Origin of the sequence: Nocardia sp. NPDC050406 (assembly GCF_044459025.1) — a bacterium.
GTDB lineage: Bacteria > Actinomycetota > Actinomycetes > Mycobacteriales > Mycobacteriaceae > Nocardia.
In genome coordinates this window covers 1,044,007-1,058,544 of record NZ_JBITIM010000001.1, presented here as the reverse complement: position 1 = coordinate 1,058,544, position 14,538 = coordinate 1,044,007, and the positions used below count along the sequence as shown (strand labels likewise).

General features: G+C 67.1%; 15 protein-coding genes and 1 pseudogene. 7 read left to right on the top strand and 9 right to left on the bottom strand.

The window, feature by feature from the left end; all coding sequences use genetic code 11:
- Positions 1-116: 116 nt before the first annotated feature.
- The 3 genes from ACIBH2_RS04960 to ACIBH2_RS04950 form a co-directional block, all read right to left on the bottom strand.
- The gene (locus ACIBH2_RS04960; RefSeq protein ID WP_397113557.1) at positions 117-314 is read right to left on the bottom strand and encodes a hypothetical protein; all 198 of its coding nucleotides are present in this window, start codon (positions 312-314) and stop codon (positions 117-119) included.
- A gap of 286 nt (positions 315-600) precedes the next feature.
- Positions 601-978, bottom strand: coding sequence for a hypothetical protein (locus tag ACIBH2_RS04955; protein ID WP_397113555.1), 378 nt, complete (start codon positions 976-978; stop codon positions 601-603).
- Positions 979-1,066: 88 nt separating this feature from the next.
- Entirely contained in the window at positions 1,067-1,477 is a 411-nt protein-coding gene (locus ACIBH2_RS04950; RefSeq protein ID WP_397113553.1) for a hypothetical protein, read from the bottom strand.
- A gap of 656 nt (positions 1,478-2,133) precedes the next feature.
- Here ACIBH2_RS04950 and ACIBH2_RS04945 point away from each other — a divergent pair.
- Together ACIBH2_RS04945 and ACIBH2_RS04940 are read left to right on the top strand one after the other, a co-directional pair.
- The gene (locus tag ACIBH2_RS04945; RefSeq protein ID WP_397113551.1) at positions 2,134-2,577 is read left to right on the top strand and encodes a hypothetical protein; all 444 of its coding nucleotides are present in this window, start codon (positions 2,134-2,136) and stop codon (positions 2,575-2,577) included.
- A 125-nt stretch (positions 2,578-2,702) separates the two neighbouring features.
- The gene (locus ACIBH2_RS04940) at positions 2,703-3,350 is read left to right on the top strand and encodes a hypothetical protein (protein ID WP_397113549.1); all 648 of its coding nucleotides are present in this window, start codon (positions 2,703-2,705) and stop codon (positions 3,348-3,350) included.
- 191 nt (positions 3,351-3,541) lie between these two features.
- Here ACIBH2_RS04940 and ACIBH2_RS04935 read toward each other — a convergent pair whose 3' ends face one another.
- A complete protein-coding gene (locus ACIBH2_RS04935) occupies positions 3,542-3,901 on the bottom strand; it encodes a hypothetical protein (protein WP_397113546.1) in 360 nt (119 codons plus the stop codon).
- Positions 3,902-4,194: 293 nt separating this feature from the next.
- Here ACIBH2_RS04935 and ACIBH2_RS04930 point away from each other — a divergent pair, with 293 nt between their 5' ends.
- Positions 4,195-4,965 (top strand): oxidoreductase, encoded by a 771-nt coding sequence (locus tag ACIBH2_RS04930; RefSeq protein WP_397113544.1) that lies wholly within the window; start codon positions 4,195-4,197, stop codon positions 4,963-4,965.
- 33 nt (positions 4,966-4,998) lie between these two features.
- Complete coding sequence (locus tag ACIBH2_RS04925; RefSeq protein WP_397113542.1) at positions 4,999-5,742, top strand: SDR family oxidoreductase; 744 nt, start codon at positions 4,999-5,001, stop codon at positions 5,740-5,742.
- Here the strand turns inward: ACIBH2_RS04925 and ACIBH2_RS04920 are convergent.
- Positions 5,691-6,617 carry a LysR family transcriptional regulator gene (locus tag ACIBH2_RS04920; RefSeq protein WP_397113540.1) on the bottom strand — a complete coding sequence of 309 codons (927 nt, stop codon included), beginning with the start codon at positions 6,615-6,617 and terminating at the stop codon, positions 5,691-5,693. The genes ACIBH2_RS04925 and ACIBH2_RS04920 overlap by 52 nt on opposite strands.
- 168 nt (positions 6,618-6,785) lie before the next feature.
- On the opposite strand from ACIBH2_RS04920, the pseudogene ACIBH2_RS04915 reads away from it, so the two are divergent.
- A pseudogene (locus tag ACIBH2_RS04915) lies at positions 6,786-7,598 on the top strand (alpha/beta fold hydrolase); the annotation flags it as partial.
- Positions 7,599-7,664: 66 nt separating this feature from the next.
- Here the strand turns inward: ACIBH2_RS04915 and yidC are convergent.
- A complete protein-coding gene (gene yidC, locus ACIBH2_RS04910; RefSeq protein ID WP_397113538.1) occupies positions 7,665-8,420 on the bottom strand; it encodes a membrane protein insertase YidC in 756 nt (251 codons plus the stop codon).
- Positions 8,421-8,506: 86 nt separating this feature from the next.
- The gene (locus ACIBH2_RS04905) at positions 8,507-8,800 is read right to left on the bottom strand and encodes a DUF6412 domain-containing protein (RefSeq protein WP_397113536.1); all 294 of its coding nucleotides are present in this window, start codon (positions 8,798-8,800) and stop codon (positions 8,507-8,509) included.
- A gap of 75 nt (positions 8,801-8,875) precedes the next feature.
- Here ACIBH2_RS04905 and prcB point away from each other — a divergent pair, with 75 nt between their 5' ends.
- Positions 8,876-9,709, top strand: a complete 834-nt coding sequence (prcB, locus tag ACIBH2_RS04900) for a proteasome subunit beta (protein WP_397113534.1) — start codon at positions 8,876-8,878, stop codon at positions 9,707-9,709.
- Between the two features lie 3 nt (positions 9,710-9,712).
- Here the strand turns inward: prcB and ACIBH2_RS04895 are convergent, their stop codons facing one another.
- Positions 9,713-10,924, bottom strand: a complete 1,212-nt coding sequence (locus ACIBH2_RS04895; protein ID WP_397113532.1) for a cytochrome P450 — start codon at positions 10,922-10,924, stop codon at positions 9,713-9,715.
- Positions 10,925-10,945: 21 nt separating this feature from the next.
- The gene (locus ACIBH2_RS04890; RefSeq protein WP_397113530.1) at positions 10,946-11,140 is read right to left on the bottom strand and encodes a ferredoxin; all 195 of its coding nucleotides are present in this window, start codon (positions 11,138-11,140) and stop codon (positions 10,946-10,948) included.
- Positions 11,141-11,358: 218 nt separating this feature from the next.
- On the opposite strand from ACIBH2_RS04890, the gene ACIBH2_RS04885 reads away from it, so the two are divergent.
- Positions 11,359-14,532 (top strand): BTAD domain-containing putative transcriptional regulator, encoded by a 3,174-nt coding sequence (locus ACIBH2_RS04885; protein WP_397113528.1) that lies wholly within the window; start codon positions 11,359-11,361, stop codon positions 14,530-14,532.
- Positions 14,533-14,538: the final 6 nt, after the last annotated feature.

Below are 14,538 nucleotides of genomic sequence, written 5' to 3'. Positions count from 1 at the left end.
CGGGCATGAGCGTGATCGGGCACCTCTATCCGCAGACGTACTGACATTCCGCTGGGCGCGTGGCCGGCGTTTGAGATCCGTTGCGGCTCAAGACATCCGCACATGCCGATGAGCTGCTACAGATCCGGTGGAAGGAATCGGTCCGCGGCATCGAACGTGCCGAGATGCCTGTTGGCATCGAGCGTCACCGGAATGAGGTCGGCGGCCGAAGTCACTAGCCACGCCAAGACCAGTTCGACGTCGGAGTCCTGGTCGTCTGGTCCATGCCCGTATTCATAGGCGCGCCAGCCGCCGCCCGGGAGTACGCTGGCCACTTGTCTTGCCTTCTCCAAATGCGAGAAATCCGAGTAGTCCGTGACCGGCCGACGCGTCCCCTTCTCCGGATCGACGATCAGCGCGGTTCCTGTGGGATCCCAACCGTCGACTTCTCGTGTCCGTCCGATCTGGGAGTCGGTGCCGGTGGGTCGGCCGAACGCACCATCATGCCGAGTTCGGTGTGGTGGCCCGCCCTGTGAGGTGGGTGTCGGTCGACGGGACTTCAGGACGGCTGTGTCGAGAACTGTTCTCATGTCCCGCCGGTTTCTTCGCGCCTCGATCCGATCAGGTTTGCGAATCATCGATGGGCGGGTTCGACTCGTGCCTGGTGCGTTCGGGCCGTTCGACCTCTTGTCCGGTCCCCGAGCCGCGCCAGCTCTCGATGATTCGCTCGGCTGCCTCGGCGGAGATCTCCTCGTGAGGCTCGTCCACTCCGGGGTCGTAGCGTCGCAGATATTCGGTGGGACCCCACTGGAAGTCCCTGCCGAGTGCTTCGTCGGTAGGCAGTGGCCGGGTGTCGGTCCGGCGTACAAGCCCGGTGATCCGCCGCGCACGCGTGCCGTCGGGGTAACCTCTCTCGTCGTCGATCAGAACGAAGTAGCGCACTGCGGGTTCATTACTGTCAGGCATGGTGTTGTCTTTCAATGGGATCGGGCCGCGCATCCCTTTCCCAGCTCTGATACCCGTGTCCGCGCCCGGGATTGTTCCTGCCGGGGAGATTCGGTCCGGCACAACCACCCGAATCGCTTCCTCATGGGCGGTCTGAGGTGGGCCGGGCCATGCGGCACAGCACGATTCCGGCAATAGCGAGGGCGACCACGGTGCCGAATCCGCCGATCAGGATCGGGGAACTGATTTCGGAGTTGAGGATTACGTTGATCAGCCCGCCGCCGAAGACGACCAGGATGAGGATGTAGCGCCCAGCCAGGCTATCGGCGGCACCGGGTTCGCCGCGCAACAGCCGGAGCGCGGACCGCGCCATCGCCACCCCGTAGAGCAAGGCGAACAAGCAGAACGCGCACGCGAGAATGCCACCGAAGATTCGATTCTCACCGGGCACCGAGTCGACCATCCACAGGATGGACGCGATGACACCGACAAGCCCGACACCGAGCACGATCACGCCCATGAGCAGACCGAAGCCTCCGGCCGCCGTGGCCACACCCGACCGCGACCGAGCAGGCGCACCAGGTCGCTGACCGTAGGGGTCACCTGGGAACTGGTGCGGTGGGTGCGTAGGCATGTGGGACACAAGCAACTCCAATCGGTAGCACAAAAGCCCGCCGAGGCTACCGCAGCCCATGTGTTCCATCAATCGGGATGCGCCATGCTCCGGCCGCAGGCAGGATGCGACCGTATCGGCAAGTTCGGCGAACTCAGCCAGGCGGAAAATTATTACCGTAGAACCTTGAAAGCCCCTCACTCACAGGCGTTTTCGCGCGACGGGTTTTGGCCGCCGACGCCACCTTCCAGATCCCGACATTCGTCGACCCGACCGAAAGGATCGGATCCCGATCGGCTCCGATGAGGCAGAACGGAACGCACCGGAACCCCTTTGGCGGCCCGGCGCAGTAGCTCCGAAGATGAACGGCCCGAGGTGAACTCGGCCCGTTGCAGTGCGCGCTTATGCCGATGAGCGTGGCAGCCGACCGACGATCAGCTGTCGCCGATGTCTCACGCGGATGAACGTGCGGGCAACGAGCGCGATGTGATTCGCGCACCCCTGCACCAGGATGCTCGCAGCGAATATATTGTCTGCCAGCACTTTTCGTTCACCCGGTGGTTGACGCGCACTGGCGTGGATGGTTGAGTCGGTTCGTGTGTCGTAGCGACCTTGTCGGTCAGTGGAGCGTCGAGGTCGGCTACTACTCGTCCATGGAGGACGAGGCAGTCGTGTTCTGGCCCGATGGCACCGGGGCAGCGGAGTACGCGCGACCTGGCTTCTCCGACTGGGTGTTGTTCCATTGGTCGCGAACTTGCCCGAATCGGGTGCGGTTCCAGCCGTATTGGGCTTTTCTGGAAGAAGACGGCGAGGTCGTGGAGGTCAATGAGATCCCGCAAGCCGTCGAGGTGCCATACCGAATCGAACGGGAACCGCGTCCATTGTTGGAAGCACCGGTGCCTGTCCTCTATCTGGAGGATGTGGGACTGTTCGCGACCGATTCCGGCTTCGGGCTTGTAACCGCGGAACCACCCGACGATCTGCGGTGGCACGAACCCTCGCCGCGACAGGGGTCGGGAAGCGGACCAATGCCCGACTGAGGTCGTTGCAGTCAACCGTCCCCTGCATCTTTTCGGGCTCGTGAACGGTAGAGGGACACGGATAGGCTGGCGGCGTGTCCGGGCGGGAGAAGCCCGGGGCGCACATCGCATGAATGGATAGATCGTTGGCCGAGAAGACATTCGAGGGCAAGGTGCCTACATCCCCTGTGCGCGTGAGTGAGGTGGATCGGGTGCGGAGGGGAGTACGGCTCGGCGGGTTGCTCGCCGTCCCGGCGCTATTTGCCGCAGCGATCGCAGGGTGGTTCATTGCCGCGCCCGGAGACGGTTTGGCGGTCCGCTTCTACCGGTTCGACGTCATTCCCTTCGTCGCTGCCCCGATGCTCTGGACGGCTGCCGTGGTGCTCTGTTTCGTGTGCGCGCCTAGGCTGAGTGGGTACCGAAAGTGGGTGTGGAGAACGTTTGTTGCCGTCGTGACGCTGGCGGTGATACCGCTATGGATTTTGACGTCGTTCATAACAGCGTTGTTCTCGGAGGACGGCGATGTCGAGGACGTTGTGGTCAGCCCGGACGGTCGTCATGAAGTGGTCTCGGTGCCCTACTACAACTTCGACCACGGCTGCCGCGTGTGGCTGCGGGAGCGCGATGGGCTGTTCAGCAGACAAGCGATGGTATGGGTCGAGTACGAAGGACCTTGCCCTGCACAGATGTCCTTCCTGACTGACAACACGATCCGCGTCACCGAATTGCATAGCGGAAAGACCCTGACGGCGACCTTCGACCCCGATCGAATGTCCGTGGCTCCTGTCTCGTAACCGCAGCAAGCTGCTCCCTCTCGATCCGCAATCGCAGCTCCTCCGCCCCGCCGCAGGACCCGGCCGGACTCGACTCCGGTCGGTGGGCTGATCCAGCACTGAGCCGCGGCGAATCGAACTCGAGCGTGATGACGAAATGCCCCCGTCCCGAGAGTGGGACGAGGGCAGATTCCGGTCAGTGCCTGCGCGGTTCAGTTCACCGTGTAGTTCCAGGTGCCGTTGCAGGCACCTTGGAGCATTTTGTCGTCGAACCACCAGTGGCCGCCCGGGCCGCTGATGTCCCAGTTTCCGTCAGGAGACAGGAGGTTGTTTCCTCCCGCGTCTATGAGGGTCTGACGGGCGCGGCCCGGGATGGTGTAGGACCAGCCGGGCTCGTTGCCGATCGGGGTGGTGTTCATCGTGATGCGAATCGCGTGGGGAGTGTTGTTCACAACGGTCAGGCAAGCGCCTCGCCGCGCGGTGTCGGCCTCGGCTACGGGAGCGACCACGGCCAGTGTGGCGGCGAAGGTCGCGAATGCGAGCCCGGCACGGGCGACGGTTGTCTTCCTCACGATGTTCCTCTCGTAGGCCCCCAGAGGAGCGTTATCTGTTGGACCGCAATCACTTTCGGTCCATATGCAGGAAGGCTATCCGGCCGTACTTTCAAGATTCTTAACGATGTCTGGGGATCGTCCGTAGCGCCGAAAGGTTCGGGGCTGCATAGGAAATTCCTATGGCATCTACTGAATTTTCGTCTTTGCCTGGCGTTCTTTCGCCGACATACCGTGAAACAGCTCGGCCAGGTGCCCAATATCGCGCTCTATTCCGTCGAGCCTTCAAACACGCAATCGAGAGGACAGTCGGCATGAGTACGGTCGAGAACGGTTCGGGCGCAGGGGAACTCGCGGGCAAGCGGGCCCTGGTGACCGGGGGTACTCGCGGGATCGGTGCCGCCGTTGTGCGCCAACTCCTGGACGCGGGCGCCGAGGTGCTCGCGACCGCCCGATCGGAAACGAGCACGGTACCGGAGGGAGCCGCCTTCGTGGCGGCCGACGTGCGAACTCGGGCCGGTGCGCAGACGCTCGCCGCGGCCGCGCAGGAGATGTTCGGCGGTGTGGACATCCTGGTTCACAACGCGGGCGGGGCAGGTCCCTACCAAGGCGCACTGGCGATCCCGGATCAGGCGTGGCAGGACGCGCTGGACTTGAACTTCCTGGCATCGGTGCGGCTGGACTCGCTGCTGGCACCAGGCATGCGGGACCGGCGTTCGGGGATGATCGTGCACATCTCCTCGGCCGCGGTGCCCACGGTGGCACCGCCATTCCTGCACTACACGACAGCGAAGGCGGCACTGGAGAATTACAGCCGCGGATTGGCCGCGGAGTTGGCTCCGTTCGGAATTCGGGTCAACACCGTATCTCCCGGCAGAACCGCCACCCCTGGCGGCGAGGCGACACGCGAGCAGTGGGCACGCCTGAATGCGGGGCCGGGGCAGGACAACACCACCCCGCCGCTGGGGCGCGATGGTCGGCCCGCCGACATCGCCGACGCGGTGCTTTTCCTCGTCTCGCCGCGGGCAAGCTGGCTGACCGGCAGCAGCATCGTCGTCGACGGCGGCGAATTCCCCAGGGGCTGAACGAATTCGGAAACAACAACGGAGGAATCACGCATGGGTGCATACAACGACAAGAATGTGGTGATCACGGGTGGCGGCAGCGGCTTGGGATTCGCGCTGGCGAAGCTGCTGGTGGAAGGTGGAGCCCGCGTGGTGATCACCGGCCGCTCGCAGGCAGGCCTCGACAGCGCGCGAGAACGTCTGGGCGAGAACGCGATTGCCGTTCGAGGCGATGTAGCCGAACTATCCGACCTCGATGCGCTGGCGGAGCGGGTAACGGCCGAACTCGGTACGATCGATGCCCTGTTCGTCAACGCCGGTATCGCCGCCCTCACGCCCTTCGAGTCGACAACGGAGCAGATGTACGACGAGCTGTTCGCGATCAATGTCAAAGGCGCGTTCTTCACAGTGCAGAAGCTCGCACCGCTGCTCAGCCCGGGCGCGGGCGTTGTCCTCACGACCTCGAATGCGAACGTGCTGGGTTTGCCGGACACCAGCGTCTACGCGGCGGGCAAAGCGGCGTTGCGTTCGATGGCGCGCACCCTGTCCCGCGAGCTGCTTCCGCGCGGCATTCGGGTCAACGCGCTCAGCCCCGGGCTCATCGACACCGGAATTCTGGAAAATACGATGACCGCGGCGGCCGCCGCGCAATTCAAAGCCGAACGGGCCGCGGACAATCCCATGCGGCGCTTCGGCACACCGGACGAGATCGCTAGGGCGGCAGCATTTCTCGCCTTCGACGCCACCTACGCGGTAGGCACGGAGTTCGTCGCCGACGGAGGTGTCACCCAGCTCTGAGGCGCTGGGGCCCAGCTCTGCGCACGCAGGAGTTCGAGCAGCGCCGCCTCCGCCGGTCCCGCCTCGTGGCGGACCACGGCCACGACGGGCTGGACCACGGCCGGGAACACCGGCCGTGCGAGGTGCTCGTCGCCGCGGGGCACCGCCGAGGCGGGGACGAGGGTCGCTCCCAATCCATGGGCGGCCCAACGCACGGCCGTCGCCGTCTGGGAGGCGCGGGCGGCCGTGGTCGGGGTCAGCTGGTTATCGCGCAGCACGCCGGTCAGTACACCGTCGAGCGCGCTGTCGCGGTCGAACCGCACCCACGATTCCCCCTCCAGCTCGCACAGCTCGACCCGCTCCGAGGCGAGCAGCCGATGCCCGGCGCTCAGCACCACGACGAACTCTTCGTAGCCGAGGTGCTGGGCGTCGGCGGGGCCACGCTCGCAGGCCGCCATCAACGCGAGGTCCAGCACGCCCTGGCGACACAGCCGCTCGAGCTCGGCGGAACTCGGCTCCTCGAAGACGGTGACCTCCAGCCTCGGAAAGCGGCGGCGCAGCGCGCTCAGCACGACCGGCAGCTGCCGAGTCCCGAAGCCCATCTGCGCCGCGACCACCAGTTCTCCCACCAGTTCGTCGGCACCGTCTCGCGCCGTCGCCCGCGCCCGCCGCGCCGCACTCACCGCCACCTGCGCCTCCCGCAGAAACGCACGACCCACCACGGTGGGCACCAGTCCGGCTGGCGTCCGCGCGAACAGCGTCACCCCCAATTCCCGCTCCAGGTTGCGGATCTGCTGCGACATCGACGGTTGAGCGACATGCAGCAACTCCGCCGCGGCCGTCACCGACCCCGCTTCGGCCACGGCCAGCGCGTACTCGAACTGACGAAGGCTCACCGGCTCAATCCCTTCCCGGGCGGACCAGCCCGCCGTGATCGCTGCGACAACAGGTGCTACAACACCGGCGGCAGCACGTTTACTCCACGCCCGCGTACCGCCTCGTAGCAACCACTAGGGTGGACACGTGTCTGTACAGCGTTCCGATACCCGTCTAGCCTTGCCTTCATGACGAGGAAAACGCAGGCGCTCGCTGTCGAGGTAGGTGAGTATCGCTTCGACGTGTTCGCCGAAAGCGTGCCCCGCGGCACTGCCGACCGGACCGCTGCCATACTGCTGCACGGGTTTCCGCAGAGCGCGGCATCATGGGCCGGGGTCGCGCACCGGCTGAGCGCCGTCGGGATAGCCAGTTACGCGCCGAACCAGCGCGGCTATTCGCCGGGTGCGCGCCCTGTTGCGACCGAGGCCTACCGGTTGGCCGAGTTGACCGGCGACATCCTCGGATTGTGCGACGCGCTTCAGCTCGAACGCGTGCACCTGGTCGGCCATGATTGGGGCGCCATCGTCGCGTGGAACGTCGCCGCCACGTCTCCCACCCGGGTAGCCTCCCTGACCGCGGTGTCGGTGCCGCACCCCGCGGCGTTCGCGCAGGCGATTCGCACCGATCCCGAGCAGATCGAGAAGTCGCAGTACATGGCGCTGCTGGAAACGGCGGAGGCCGGGCCGCTACTACTCGCCGACGACGCCGCGGCCCTGCGCCTCGGCTTCGGTGACGCGGTGCCCGCCGAGGTCGCGCAAACCCACATCGACGTGCTCTCCCACCCGGGCGCGATGGCCGCGGCGCTGGCGTGGTATCGCGCCAAAGGTCAAGATTGGCACAATGTTTCGACCGTGCGAGTGCCCACGACCCTGGTCTGGGGCACCGAGGACATCGCAGTGGCGCGCGTGGCGGTCGAACGCTGTGCGCGGCACGTGGAGGCACCCTACGAATTTCTCGTGCTGCCCGGCGTGGGGCATTGGATACCCGAGCAGGCCCCCGAGTGGTTGAGCGCAGCGATCGCGCGCCGAATCGTCGGCACGCACGACTTGCCCGCTGGTTGCGAAGGCTCACGAATCGGTCGTGACGGGGATGTGTCGGCTGACGAAGTGTTGTTGTCCGAGGGTCCACAGGGCATTGGTGGCGAAGTACACGAGGATTGCGACCGGCATGATCGCGGCCGCGGCGATCGCGCCTAGGGGAAATACCCACAGGGACAACGTGTTCAGCAGTTTGGTCTGTTGTGATGTCGAGGCGGGCTGGCGGCGGATCGCGGCGCGTGCGGTCAGATGGGTTACTGCGGCGGTGCACAGCACCAGCGGGATGACGACCAAGGCTACGGAGCCGAACGTGTCGCCAGCGGTGGACAGGCTTTCCGACAGCGGTGCGGTGAACAGGTTCGCGGCCAGGAACGAGCCGACCTGCTCGGCGGTGAAGACGTAGTTGCCGATGGCGGCGTTCGCGTCGGTGAAGCAGCGCAGGACGTGGAACAGGCCGAGAAAGACCAAGCCCTGCATGACGATTGGCAGGAACGCGGACATCCAGTTCACGCCGTGGTCGCGTTGCAGTCGGCGCCATTCCTCGGCTTGGCGCACCTGGTCACCGGCGTGTTCGTCGCGAATGCGCTGGAGCTCCGGGGCCATTCGGCCCAATGCGCGTTGAAAACGGGCCTGTGCCAGGAAGGGTCGCAAGAGCAGTGCGCGCAGGGTGACGACCAGGAAGATCACCGCCAGCGTCCAGGCGACGCCGCCGCCGAGGACGGACGCGAAGGCGGTGTGCCACAACCACAGCACTCCGGACACGGGGTAGTACACGAAATCGAGCATGGGAGAAGACCTCACAAAGAGACGCGCCGATTGGGCGCGGGGGGTTCAAGACAGCCGTAGCCGACCGTGCCGTGCGCACGGTCGAATCAGAACGGCAGTCCCGGAGCCCTCGGACGCGGCCGTCCGGGTGTGTGAGGATTGCTCTGACGTTGGAAAGCGCCGCGACGTCGGCGCGCGGCCTCGGGTGGGCCGCCGCTCACCGTGACCAGGGCCACCGGCCGCGAGGCGGGCAGCACCGCCAGTACGGCCAGCGCCACCACGGTGGCCGCGCCCATGGCGACAAGAGATTTCGGATCGACCTGCGCGAGCAGCAGCACCGACCACGTGGCGAGGACGAGCGCGACCGCTGTCAGCGCCGTCGACCGCATCCACGTGAACACGAGACGAGACTACCGTGCCCGGGGCAGGTAGCGTCGGCAGGCAGTAGTGTTCACCAGTTCCGAGGGGGTCGCGCAATGACCAGCTATGACGGTTTACCGCTCGACATGGGCTACACGCAGTCCTCGTTCTCCGAGTATCTGCGACGGCATGCGCCGGAACTGTTGCCCGGCAACACCTTCGGCGGTGCGCGGCGAACCTCGAAGGAGGACATCGCGCCGCACGGCACCACCATCGTGGCGGTCTCCTATCGGGGCGGGGTGCTGTTGGCCGGTGATCGGCGCGGCACCATGGGCAATCTGCTGGCCAGCCGGGATATGGAGAAGGTCTTCATCACCGATTTCTACTCGGCGGCCGGATTCGCGGGCACCGTCGGCGTCGCGGTCGAGATGATTCGCCTGTTCGCGGTGGAACTTCAGCACTACGAGAAGCTGGAGGGTATTTCGCTCACCTTCGACGGCAAGGCCAACAAACTGTCGAAGATGGTGCGCGACAATCTCCCCGCCGCCCTGCAGGATCTGGCGGTGGTGCCGGTCCTCGTCGGCTACGACCCCGACGTCACCGATCCCGACAAGGTCGGCCGCATCGTCTCCTACGACGTGGTCGGCGGCCGCAGTGAGGAGCGCTTCGGCTACGCCGCCGTCGGCTCCGGATCGCTGTTCGCGAAATCCTCGCTGAAGAAGACCTACACCACCGGCATCGACGAGGACCGCGCGCTGCGCATCGCCGTGGAGGCGCTGTTCGACGCCGCCGACGACGACACCGCGACCGGCGGCCCGGACGCCATGCGCGGTATCTATCCGACTGCGATCATCGTCGATGCCGACGGGGCCGCGGAGGTTCCCGAGGCCCGCCTGTCCAATATCACCCGCCAGCTCATCGCCGATCGCCTCGCCGAGAATGGCGGGTAGCGCCTACCAGGTGACCGGCAGCGCGTGCACGCCGTAGATGTTCATATCCGTCCGCAACTTCACCTCCTCGGCGGGAACGGCCAGCGCGAGGGTCGGGAACCGCCGCAGCAGCCCGTCGAAACCCGCGCGCATCTCGATGCGCGCCAGCTGCTGGCCGAGGCATTGGTGCACGCCGTGTCCGAAGGACGTGTGCCCGCGCGCCTTGCGGTAGACGTCCAGGGTGTCCGGATCGTCGAAACGCTGCGGATCGCGGTTGGCGGCCAATAGCGACACCACCACCGTCGACCCCGCGGTGATCGTCTCGCCGCCCAGCTCGATGTCCTCGGTGGCATAGCGGTAGAAGATGTCGGCGACCGAGAGATAGCGCATGAGCTCCTCGACGGCATCGGGCATCAGATCCGGGTTGGCGCGCAGCTCCGCCAGCTGATCAGGGTGCTCCAGGAGCGCGAAAGTGCCCAGCCCCAACATGTTCGCGGTGGTCTCGTGCCCCGCGAGCAGCAGAAGGAACGCGATCCCGATCAGCTCCTCGATGGTCAGATCCTCGTCGCGGGCGAGATCGGACAGGATGTCCTCCCCGGGAGCGGCGCGCTTGTCGGTGACCAGTTGCGCCAGATACATGTTCAGCGCGCCGAGCGCGGCCATCTTCTCGTCGAGGGTCTGGTCCTTGACCAGGAACTGCGCGGAATTGACCTGGAAGGTCGCCCGATCCTCGTACGGCACGCCGAGCAACTCGCAGATCACCAGTGAGGGCACCGGCAGCGCGAACTCCTTGACCAGATCCACCGGCGGCGTCAACCGCGACATCTCGTCCAGTTGCCGTTCGGTGATATCGATGATGTGCGCCTCCAACTGCTTCATGCGCTTGACGGTGAACGCGCCGATCAGCTTGCGCCGCAACCGCGTGTGATCCGGCGGATCCATGGCGATGAAGACGCCCGGCATCGGCGGGGACGGTTCGGTGGCGGCGGGCATACCGGGTGTCTCGTACGGCACGTGCACGATGCCGATGTCCTGGCGTGAGCTGAACCGGGTGTCGGCCATGAGCTGGCGAACCTCTTCATAGCCGGTGACCAGCCAGCCCTCGTGGCCGTCCGGAAACAGCAGCGGGCTGACCGGGCGCGCCTCGCGCAAGGCCGTGATCTCGCGGGGCGGGTCGAAGGGGCTCACATTGCGCTCCATGGGCAGCCCCTGCGGGACGGGAACGGTGCGGGTCATCGGTCTTTCCTTTCGTCGCGATTACTGGACGACGCTGATCGCGCCGGAGGGGCACATCTGAGCGGCTTCGCGGGCCGCGGACTCCCGGTCCGGGCCGGGGGAGAGGCGCAGGGCGAGCACGCGGCCGTCCGCGTCGTCCTGGTCGAACAGTTCGGGGGCGGTCAGTACGCACATGCCCGCGCCGATACAGCGCTCGCGGTCCACCCTGAGTTCCATCGGTCATCCCTTCCTGCGGGGGAATCGTGTGTCCCCGTGCGCTTTCCGCGTCCTGCGGGTTCGCGCTTAACTGTTCGTGGGATTACTGTCGCCAGCCCCGCTGATACGGACCTGACATCGACCTGATACGCCCGCCGACGCACGCGAATCGCCTGTCCGGCACCGTGTTCGGCGCATCCCCCGATGCGGTCCGTCGACCGTCGACGCCCTGCGGCACAATGGGCCGGGTGCAGATCGGGATGCTTGGGCCGCTCGACATCCGAGCAGACGACGGTGAACCCATCGCGATACCGGGTGTTCGATTGCGGGCGCTGTTGATCGCCCTCGCGCTCGAACCCGGCCGCGCGGTTCCCAAAACGACGCTGGTCGACTGGATTTGGGGTGAACAGCCGCCCGCCGACGCCGCGAACGCGCTCCAGGCCCTGGTATCCCGGCTGCGGCGCGTGCTGCCGGACGGCTCACTCGACGTGCAGGCGGGCGGATACCGACTGACGGTGCCCGCCGACGCGGTCGATGCCGTGCGCTTCGAACAGCTCCTCGACCAGGCACGCGGCGCTGACGACCTGCGCCGGGCCGAACTGCTGCGCGAGGCCGCCGACCTCTGGCGCGGTGCGCTCATGCAGGACGTCGGCGTACAGGACAGTGAAGCCGTCGACGCGGTGATCACCCGCCTCGAGGGGCTGCGGCTGTCGGCCCTGGAAGATCTGTACGAGGTCGAGATCCGACTGGGCCGCGGACCGGATCTGATCACCGAGCTGACCGAACTGGTGGCCCAGCATCCGGTGCGGGAACGGCTTGTAGGCTCCCTCATGCGCGCACTCGCAGCGGCGGGACGCGGCACAGAAGCCCTGGGCGTCTATCAGCGGGCCCGCGAGGCACTCGCCGACGAACTCGGCGTGGACCCCGCCCCCGAACTCTCCGCCCTGCACGTCGCGCTGCTGCGCGGTGAAGTGGGCGGGCGCGAGGACGACCGCCGCACCAACCTGCGGGCCGAACTCACCACCTTCGTCGGCAAATACGCCGATGTCGCCGTCGTGCGCGAACTCATTGCGGCACACCGGCTCACGACCCTCACTGGCCCCGGCGGCTCCGGTAAGACCAGGCTCGCCCTGGAAACCGCGCGAACCATGCTCGAGGACCTGCCCGACGGGGCCTGGCTGGTGGAACTCTCACCGCTCGGCCCGAACCCCGATGTGGCGCAGTCCGCGCTCGCCGCACTCGGCCTGCGCGACGCACTGCTCGGCGGCGCACCGAACGCCGGACCCATGGACCGGCTCGTCGCCGCCCTGCGCGACCGCGAAACGCTGCTCATCCTGGACAATTGCGAACACGTGATCGACGCCGCGGCGAGCTTCGCGCACCAATTGCTCGGCGAATGCCCGCGCTTGCGCATCCTGGCCACCAGTCGCGAACCCCTCGGCATCACCGGGGAAGCGCTCTGGCAGGTCGTGCCGCTGGCCGTGCCGATCGAGAACGCCGACCCCGGCGAGATCGAATCCGCCCCGGCGGTACAGCTGCTGCTCGACCGAGCCCGGGCGGTCCGCAAAGACCTCACCGCCGACGCCGACACCCTGGCCACCATGGCACGCGTGTGTCGCGCGCTCGACGGCATACCGCTCGCCATCGAACTGGCGGCCGCGCGGCTGCGCACCATGACCCTCGACCAGCTCGCCTACCGGCTCGACGACCGGTTCCGCCTGCTCACCGGCGGCAGCCGCACCGCCATCCCGCAGCATCGGACGCTGCGCGCGGTGGTCGACTGGAGTTGGGAGCTGCTCACCGACGCCGAACGCATCGTGCTGCGCAGGGTCGCGGTGTTCTCCGGCGGCGCGAATCTGGAAGCGGCCGAACAGGTCTGCGCGGGGATCGAGGAGCCCGGTGACGGCAAGGACGCGACGGTCGAGCAGTGGGAAGTGCTCGAACTGCTCACCGCCCTGACCGAGAAGTCGCTGCTGGTCACCGTGGGTAGCAGCGTGCCGCGCTACCGCATGCTCGAGACCATCAAGCAGTACGCCCTGGACCGGCTCGTCGAATCCGGGGAAGCGGAATCCATACGCCGCGAACATCTTTCGTACTTCACCCGGCTCGCCGACACCGCGGAGCCGCACCTGCGCCGCGCCGAACAGCTGGAATGGCTCGCGACCCTCGAGGCCGAGCACGACAATATCGCGGCCGCCATGCGCGGCGCGCTCGCCGCGGGCGACGCCCCCGGGGCCATGGGCCTCGCGGCGGCCGCGGGCTGGTACTGGTGGCTGAGCGGGCACAAGGCCGAGGGCCTCGAGTTGATCACCGCGGCCGCCGATCTGCCCGGCGAGGTCGACGACGGCACCCGGGCCATGGTCTACGGGCTCATCGCGCACTTCCTGAGCTCCGGCCCGAACGACGAACGCCAAGTGGAGGAATGGATCCACAAGGCGCACGAATTCAATCAGCGCGGCCGATCCCGCTCCCCGCTGCTGGGATTCATCGCCGCCCTCGAGCGCCTACTGCGCGGACCCGACGAATATCTCTACGCGTTCGAACCGCTGATCACCGACGACGACCCCTGGGTGCGCGCGCTGGCCCGACTACAGCTGGGCAAAATGCGCATCGGACTCGGCCAGGGCGGCCGCGAGGCCGACGAGTACCTCGAGACCGCCCTCGCCGAATTCCAGGCCATCGGCGAACGCTGGGGAATCTCCTTCGCGCTCACCGAACTCGCCGATCGCCTCGCGGTGCGCGGCGAATTCGCCTCCGCCTGCGCGTATCTCGACCAGGCGATCGCGGTGGTCACCGAGGTCGGCGCGATCGAGGACGCGGTCCGCATGCGGTCGCGCCAAGCGCAGCTGTACTGGCTGCTCGGCGATACCGAGGCGAGCGCGGCCGCCATGGCCGAAGCACAGCGGTGCGCCGACCAATCCGCCTGGCCGAACGCGGTCGCGGTACTGGCCCTGGACCAGGCCACCCTCGCGCGGTGGAGCGGTGACAGCGAGCACGCCTACCGGCAGATCGAGCTCGCCACAACGGTTTTGGGCGCCGACGCCGACCAGATCCACTTCGCCGCGGCGGTGCACGACCTGCTCGGCTACCTCGCCGAGGATCTCGACAAGGCCCGTGAACACCGCCGCGCGGCCTGGGCGGCGGCATCCACCACCGGCCACGCGTCGGTGATCGCCCAAATACTCGTCGGCACAGCGGATCTGGCGCTGCGCGCGGGCGACGACGCGCGGGCCGCCCAGCTGCTCGCCGCCAGTGCCGCGGTGCGCGGCCTGCCCGACCGCTCCCACCCCGACGAGGCTCGGATCGAGCTGAGCGCACGACAGCGCCTCGGCGAAGCGGACTTCACCGAGGCGCTGCGGGCGGGTGCGGAGGCGAACTGGCAGGAACTGGTCGAGGCCACGCTCGCGGGCTGAAAGAGG